8 protein-coding genes and 2 pseudogenes are annotated in these 7,062 nt (G+C 39.5%); 8 read left to right on the forward strand and 2 right to left on the reverse strand.

The genetic code is table 11. From position 1 onward, the window contains the following. The 6 genes and pseudogenes from LC033_RS16075 to LC033_RS17120 form a co-directional block, all read left to right on the forward strand. A partial coding sequence (locus tag LC033_RS16075) for an IS3 family transposase (protein WP_226570177.1) occupies positions 1–164 on the forward strand: 164 nt, incomplete at its 5' end. Between the two features lie 715 nt (positions 165–879). Continuing rightward, complete coding sequence (locus tag LC033_RS16080; RefSeq protein WP_226570161.1) at positions 880–1,830, forward strand: ABC transporter permease; 951 nt, start codon at positions 880–882, stop codon at positions 1,828–1,830. Beyond that, positions 1,823–2,773: an iron chelate uptake ABC transporter family permease subunit gene (locus LC033_RS16085; RefSeq protein ID WP_226570163.1), complete on the forward strand. Its 951-nt coding sequence runs from the start codon at positions 1,823–1,825 to the stop codon at positions 2,771–2,773. The genes LC033_RS16080 and LC033_RS16085 overlap by 8 nt, the downstream gene beginning before the upstream one ends. Beyond that, a complete protein-coding gene (locus LC033_RS16090) occupies positions 2,764–3,522 on the forward strand; it encodes an iron ABC transporter ATP-binding protein (protein WP_226570165.1) in 759 nt (252 codons plus the stop codon). Before LC033_RS16085 ends, LC033_RS16090 begins: the two co-directional genes overlap by 10 nt. 22 nt (positions 3,523–3,544) lie before the next feature. Further along, a complete protein-coding gene (locus tag LC033_RS16095; protein WP_226570167.1) occupies positions 3,545–4,486 on the forward strand; it encodes a siderophore ABC transporter substrate-binding protein in 942 nt (313 codons plus the stop codon). Positions 4,487–4,561: 75 nt separating this feature from the next. Then, positions 4,562–4,961: pseudogene (locus tag LC033_RS17120) on the forward strand (LCP family glycopolymer transferase); the annotation flags it as partial. A gap of 226 nt (positions 4,962–5,187) precedes the next feature. Here the strand turns inward: LC033_RS17120 and LC033_RS16100 are convergent. Continuing rightward, on the reverse strand, positions 5,188–5,550 hold the full coding sequence (locus tag LC033_RS16100) for a YhjD family protein (RefSeq protein WP_226570169.1): 363 nt from the start codon (positions 5,548–5,550) through the stop codon (positions 5,188–5,190). Between the two features lie 150 nt (positions 5,551–5,700). Between LC033_RS16100 and LC033_RS16105 the strand changes: the two genes are divergently transcribed. Both LC033_RS16105 and lepB read left to right on the forward strand, forming a co-directional pair. Next, positions 5,701–6,318 (forward strand): TVP38/TMEM64 family protein, encoded by a 618-nt coding sequence (locus LC033_RS16105; protein WP_226570171.1) that lies wholly within the window; start codon positions 5,701–5,703, stop codon positions 6,316–6,318. After that, positions 6,318–6,830, forward strand: coding sequence for a signal peptidase I (gene lepB, locus LC033_RS16110; protein WP_226570174.1), 513 nt, complete (start codon positions 6,318–6,320; stop codon positions 6,828–6,830). The genes LC033_RS16105 and lepB overlap by 1 nt, the downstream gene beginning before the upstream one ends. A 59-nt stretch (positions 6,831–6,889) precedes the next feature. Here the strand turns inward: lepB and LC033_RS16115 are convergent. Next, positions 6,890–7,062: pseudogene (locus LC033_RS16115) on the reverse strand (IS3 family transposase); the annotation flags it as partial.

A 7,062-nucleotide genomic window follows, 5' to 3' on the forward strand; every position in this document is an offset into this window, starting at 1 on the left:
CCTCACTAAAGTCTGAAACGTTCTATCTTAACAGGATTGATCGAACTACGACCAACATCGTAGAACGCACTGTCAAAGAATACATTTATTATTATAACAACATTCGTATTCAAACAAAAATAAACAACCAATCACCGATAAACTATCGGCAATTGGCTGTATAAAGGTGTTTTGATCCCTGTTTCAAAAACGGGGGTCAGTCCCGGGTTTTCTTCTAGGCTTTTTTAGATGTGAAGTATTTGCTTTAACCGGTGTATTCCTATCAATTTCTCTAATGACAGTGTTGGAGTCGATGATTGCAGCAAGACGGATGCCCGGTGCAGCACCTTTGAAAAGCTTAAGATATATAAAACATGTTCCGGTGCTTCTCAAAATAAAGAAGGAAGCGGGCCGCCATGGTAACGGTATTCACCATCAAAATCATCCTCTAATTATAAGACCGATGGCTGACAGCAAATTGTAGCAGCTGTTGTCTTCTGTTTACACTCATACATACACCGGTTGGTCGCTGGTGGGAGGGCGTCACAGCAATCATTTTTGTTCGCTGAGACAATGTGTCCACGATCATACCTTCCATCTACTGATGCGGGGAAAATGTTCATTTCACGTGTAAAAAAGAAAGCCTAGCGCCAGGGAAATCTGGATCTTCAACAGCCACCGTGTCCCCTTTTTTGAGGAAAATCAAGTCAATGTCTTGCTGAGTGCAGCCTGTTAACACGATTTGAAAGCAGCTGATTTCATATGGTGTTTTTTATGTGAATCAATCCTTTCCCATTCTTCTATTGAAAATATCACTAGATGTGATATTATATGAATGTCGCTTAATTGATAATGATAATCATTTGTAGCGGAGAGCTTGATAGAAAGTGAGAAATCTGTATGAAGTTGTATCAATTGAGTTTGTTATTTGCGAGTTTGGCATTTGCATCGCTGTTTATTGGTGTACAGGACCTTTCCGTCTTACAGCTATTTCATCTAACGGATGTTCAGATGCATACTTTATTTTCAAGTCGCATCCCACGATTGGTGAGTAATGTGCTTGCCGGCATGAGCCTTAGTTTATGCGGATTCATCATGCAAAGCATGACGAGAAATAAATTTGTTTCACCGACCACTGCAGGCACAATGGATTGGGCCAAGCTGGGTATTTTAGTCGGCATGCTCGTTTTTACACATGCGAGCCCGCTCATGAAAATGGGGATCGCATTTCTATTTACTTTAGTTGGTAATCTCCTATTCTTAAAAATCCTGCGCCATATTAAGGTGAATGACACGATCTATGTACCGTTAGTCGGCTTAATGTTCGGCGGGATCGTCAGTTCAATCTCCACATTTATAGCTTATAAATATGATCTGATCCAAAACGTATCCGCATGGCTTCAAGGGGATTTTTCTCTTATTGTTCAGGGACGTTATGAACTGCTCTATATGAGTGTTCCACTTTTGATCATCACGTATTTATATGCTGACCGCTTTACAGTGGCGGGTATGGGAGAGAGCTTTGCTGTCAACTTAGGTTTAACGTATAAACGTGTGATGGCGGTTGGTTTGGTGATCGTTTCCATGATGACTTCTGTCACGATTTTGACTGTCGGAATGCTACCATTTCTCGGCTTAATCATTCCTAATATTGTATCGATCTATCGAGGTGATCACCTGAAAAAGAGCCTGCCACATACAGCCTTACTGGGGGCTATTTTTGTTCTTATTTGTGATGTGCTCGGAAGGGTAATCATATATCCATATGAAATTTCTGTTGGGCTCATGGTAGGCATCATTGGAAGTGCGGTCTTCCTGTACATGTTATTAAGGAGGAAACGCTATGCGTAAAAAACATACATTATTCCTCGTTGCAGCCATTGCAACAGTGCTTGTCGTCATCTTTATTACCTTTCAAATGGGGTACTGGCAATACACAGTGCCAAGCCGTTTAAAAAAGGTGCTTGCGATGACATTAACGGGAGGGGCTATTGCGTTTTCATCTGTTGTGTTCCAAACCTTAACGAATAACCGAATCTTAACACCAAGCATCCTTGGGTTAGACGCACTGTACTTGTTCTTGCAAACAGCGATTATTTATCTTTTTGGATCAACCAATTTCATGATCGTCAATAAAAACCTGAATTTTTTCATTTGCGTTGGGTTGATGATTCTTTTTTCCGTGCTGCTTTATACGGTGATGTTTAAACGCAAAAACAAGCACATTTTCTTACTCCTGCTTATCGGGATTGTATTTGGTACATTGTTCAAAAGTCTTTCTTCTTTTATGGAAATGCTCATTGATCCAAATGAATACCAGGTCGTACAGGATAAATCCTTTGCAAGCTTTAATCATATGAACACAGATATCCTACTCATCGCTTCTGTTTTATTTTTGGCGCTTTGTCTTTATATTTGGTCATCCCGCGCTAAATTAGATGTGGTGTCGTTAGGAAAGGAGCATGCTGTAAATCTCGGAATTGACTATGACGGTATCACAAAAAAGATGCTGATCGTCATTGCCGTTCTTGTTTCTATTGCAACTGCCCTCGTCGGCCCGATTACATTTCTTGGCTTACTTGTCGTAAACGTAGCAAGAGAGCTATTTCGTACATATCGGCATACGTACTTGCTATTAGGCTCTTTTTTCATTAGTGTCATTGCCCTTGTAGGCGGGGAGTTTCTTGTCGAAAAGGTATTTACCTTTCAAACGCCACTTAGTGTTTTGATTGATTTAGTGGGCGGATTGTATTTTATTTACTTACTTTTAAAGGAGAGTCGTTCATGGTCGTGATGAAGGAAGTCAGTAAGACATATAACGGAAAAACAGTGCTTCACGAAACAACTGTCAGTGTGAAAAAGGGACAGCTGACCTCTCTCATTGGTCCAAATGGTGCGGGCAAAAGTACGCTTTTGTCCATCATGAGCCGCCTGATTCAGCCAGACACAGGCGCACCTTATTTAGAGGACAAACCATATAGCGTGTACCCTCCGCAAGAGCTTGCGAAAAAGATGAGTATTTTAAAGCAGTCCAATCACATGAGTGTACGCCTGACCGTTCGGGAGCTCGTCAGCTTTGGCCGCTTTCCTTATTCCCAAGGCCATCTGACAAAAGAAGATGAGAAGATGATCGATGTGTCCCTTCAATACATGAGGCTCGTCGATATCCAGCATCAATACTTGGATGAACTAAGCGGAGGACAAAGGCAAAGAGCCTTTATTGCGATGGTGCTGGCTCAGGATACGGATTATATTTTCTTAGATGAGCCTTTAAACAATTTGGATATGAATCATTCTGTTGAGATGATGAAACTATTTAAACAGCTCGTCAACGATCTTGGGAAAACGATTGTTGTGGTTCTCCATGATATTAACTTTGCATCTGTGTATTCCGATCATATCATCGCCTTAAAAGATGGACAGGTGATCAAAGAAGGCGAAGTAGATGAAGTGATTCAAACAAATACACTTGAACAAATTTATGACATGCGCATACCGATTGAAGTCATTCAAAGTGAGCGTATTTGCTTATATTTTTCTTAAAAACATGAAGAGGTGATCAAGCATGAAAAAATGGATATGGATGATGACTGTATTAACAGCGATCGTTGTACTCGCTGCCTGCGGTAACCAAGGGAAAACAGAAGGAACAAATGAGGAAACCTTGACGGTAAAGGACATGCTGAATAAAGATGGTGTGAAGATCAAGAAAAACCCAAAAAAAGTCGTTGTGTTTGATATGGGAAGTCTTGATACGCTAGACAAGCTAGGTGTAAATGTGACAGCATTACCAAAACAAGTGGTGCCAAAATATCTATCCAAATATGAGGATGATAAATATGAGAATGTCGGCGGTTTAAAAGAGCCGAACTTTGAAAAAATTGCAGAGTTAGATCCAGATTTGATTATTATTCAGCACCGTCAAGCAGATGCATTCGATGAATTTTCTAAAATTGCCCCTACGATTTTGATGGATGTAGACAATGCCAACTATATGGAATCATTTAAAAAGAATGCCACGACGTTAGGGGAGATTTTTGATAAGGAAGACGAAGTCAAAAAAGAACTTGCAGCCATTGATCAGAAAGTGGAAGCATTAAAGAAACAAGCAAAAGCGTTAAAGCAAGATGGTTTGATGATCATGGCCAACGATAGCAAAATGACTGCGTTTGGTCCTAAGTCAAGATACGGTCTCATCCATGATGTGTTTGGTATTACGCCGGCAGATCAAAAGCTTAAGCCATCTGACAAACACGGACAAAGCATTTCGTATGAGTACATGGTCAAAACGAATCCGGATTACTTATTTGTCGTTGATCGAGGCGCAGCGATCGGAGAAGAAACATCTGCGAAGCAGCTTGTTGAAAATGATTATGTGAAATCAGTCAAAGCGATCAAAAACAACCATGTGGTGTATTTGAACTCTGACATGTGGTATTTATCTGGCGGAGGTCTTGTATCATTAACTGCCATGATGGATGAAGTCAAACAAGGAATTGAACAATAATAATGATGAAAGCTGCTCGTTTCGAGCGGCTTAGATTGTTGACAAAGGGCTATTATTTTAGCCCTTTGTCTTCTTTTGGACAAGGATTTAAAGGGACAAGTTCATGTGCAAACAGGCACATACGCTAAGTGGTGATGAAGCATTAGCGTTTGTGAGAACGAGAAAGGTAGATAGTGACCTTATGTGCGGAAAGCGCTAAATGGAATCACTTCAATCCATCTTTGAAAAATCTAAATCCATTTCATCGATACCGTCATATGACAACATCATTGATACATTTGGTGATAATGTCTCAACCAATCTATCCATGAATCAGTTTTTTGGTCTTTCCCTTTACTGAGTTCACTAAAGTCAGTGGATACCATACAGCTAAAGGGGCACGATTATCACTGGAAATGTGTTTTACTTTGAGTTAGATGGACCAGGATTAGATGAAGTAACTCAAGAAATGAGAAAACAACTTGAATTATCATAAATGGGAAGAAGCTTGCCGCTGTGGCAGGCTTTTTTACTTTTAATAGTTCCAGAGTTGCTGGCATCGTTCGGTACTACACGAATTTAAAGTCATCTGGGATCATACACTTTTCTTCCTTCACTTGTGTTCAGCGAGGGAAACGTTGTGTAGGCTGCACTTGTAAATTGTGTCGTTTCTGTATGGCTCCTGTTTGTAGAGGTGCTGATACAGAAACTTTTAACTATTTTTATTTTGCCTGATGGAGAAAATAACGAGTAAGCAGCTCCTCTACACGATGCCGTATACGTGGATTAAAGTATTTATGTTTTTCTTCATAGCCATTCATCACAAATAAATACGTCGTAAACGCTTCATCGTGTTCAATTTGCTGTACCTTCATTTTTTTTTTATGTAGATCCTGTTTCAATTGATAAAGTTCTTTTTGCGTTTCTTTTAATGCAGAGGTGACAAGCTGAATATATGGTTCATTTAGTTTAAATGGTTGATGTTCTTTTAATTGGGCCAAGTCGCGATTGAGGATGGAGATAACCATTGGAAAAAAGATGGCCTGTTCCATCATCTGAAGATGTATTCTTGATAGTCTCGTCATGTCCATGCCTGCTTTCTTTGTATAGAACATTTGTTCTTATTTATTATATCCAATGAGGCAAAAAATCTCAAGGGGTTGAGGGCTGCATTTGTATTTTTAGGTTTTCTATGTAAAATGAAAAGTAGACAAACCTTGAAGGAGTCAAACAAGTTGTCATCATTTCTATCCATATTTACTCATGAAAATATCACATCATTTTTCGAGAGCTATAAGGCCTTTGGACCAATTGTGGCCATATTGCTCCCTTTAATAGAAGCATTTCTTCCGTTTTTACCTCTTGTTGCTTTTGCTGTGGCTAATGCAAATGCCTTCGGACTTTGGGAAGGCTTTTTATTGACGTGGATTGGAGCCAGTGCAGGGTCTATCCTTGTCTTTATACTGATTAGAAAATTTGGACAGATGAGGATGCTGAACTTTATTAGCAGACACCCTTCCATTAAGAAGCTGATGCTTTGGGTGGAAAAGCGGGGGTTTGGCCCGTTGTTTATTTTACTCTGCTTTCCTTTCACGCCTTCTGCTGCCGTCAATGTAGTAGCAGGCCTATCAAGAATGAGTAACTGGCAATTTTTATTAGCCGTTTTATCAGGTAAGTGTGTCATGATTTTTATCATCAGTTTTATTGGCTATGATCTTTCTGCTTTAGTAAAGAATCCGTTAAGAAGTGTTTTTGCGGTTCTAGTCATCGCTTTATTATGGTATGTTGGAAAGAGAGTAGAAAATTGGTTGAACTTTCGAATGATCAAGCGTGAGGAGAAAGGAAGCTCTTAATGAAGAAGAAGCCATTACTATGGTTGATGATTATTACATGCATAGTCTTATTGTTCCAAGTAAAGAATTTCATGTTTGTCACATACAAAGTAGAAGGGGTTAGTATGGACCCGACATTTACAGATGGAACAGAATTAATAATCAACAAGTTCTCGCCAAAACTCACGAAAATTAGCCGATTTGATTACGTTCTATTTCATGGGTCTAAAAATCAAATTTTGATCAAACGGGTCATTGGTCTTCCCGGAGAAACGATCAAGTATCATAATGATCAGCTATTTATCGATGGTGAAAAATGGAAAGAGCCGTATTTAAAAGAGCAGAAAGAACATAAAATGGGGAACGTCCTGACAGGTGATTTTCACCTAGAAGACATCACAGGGCACGATAAAATACAAAACAATCATTTCTTCGTGATCGGAGATAACCGAATGCATAGCTTTGACAGTCGGCATTTTGGGACCATCTCAAAGGACCAAGTAGTCGGGGTAAAGAGGAATAACGACGAATAAAAAAAGAGAGGCCTTTGCAAGCAGGTGAAGTGACCCCCTTAAGTTAGACACGGTATTTATTAGACAGCTTTCGAGGCATGAGTTCGATATTGTATCGGACTCATGCCTTTTAGTTCGTCTTTATACGTGTGTGATTGTAGTAATCAATATATTGTTCAAGTTCTTGCTTGAAGTGTTCGATGTCCTCAAATTCTTTTAGGTATAGAAATTCAGACTTTAAGATACCGAAGAA

This window comes from Bacillus stratosphericus (genome assembly GCF_020524495.1).
Taxonomy (GTDB): Bacteria; Bacillota; Bacilli; order Bacillales; family Bacillaceae; genus Bacillus; species Bacillus stratosphericus_B.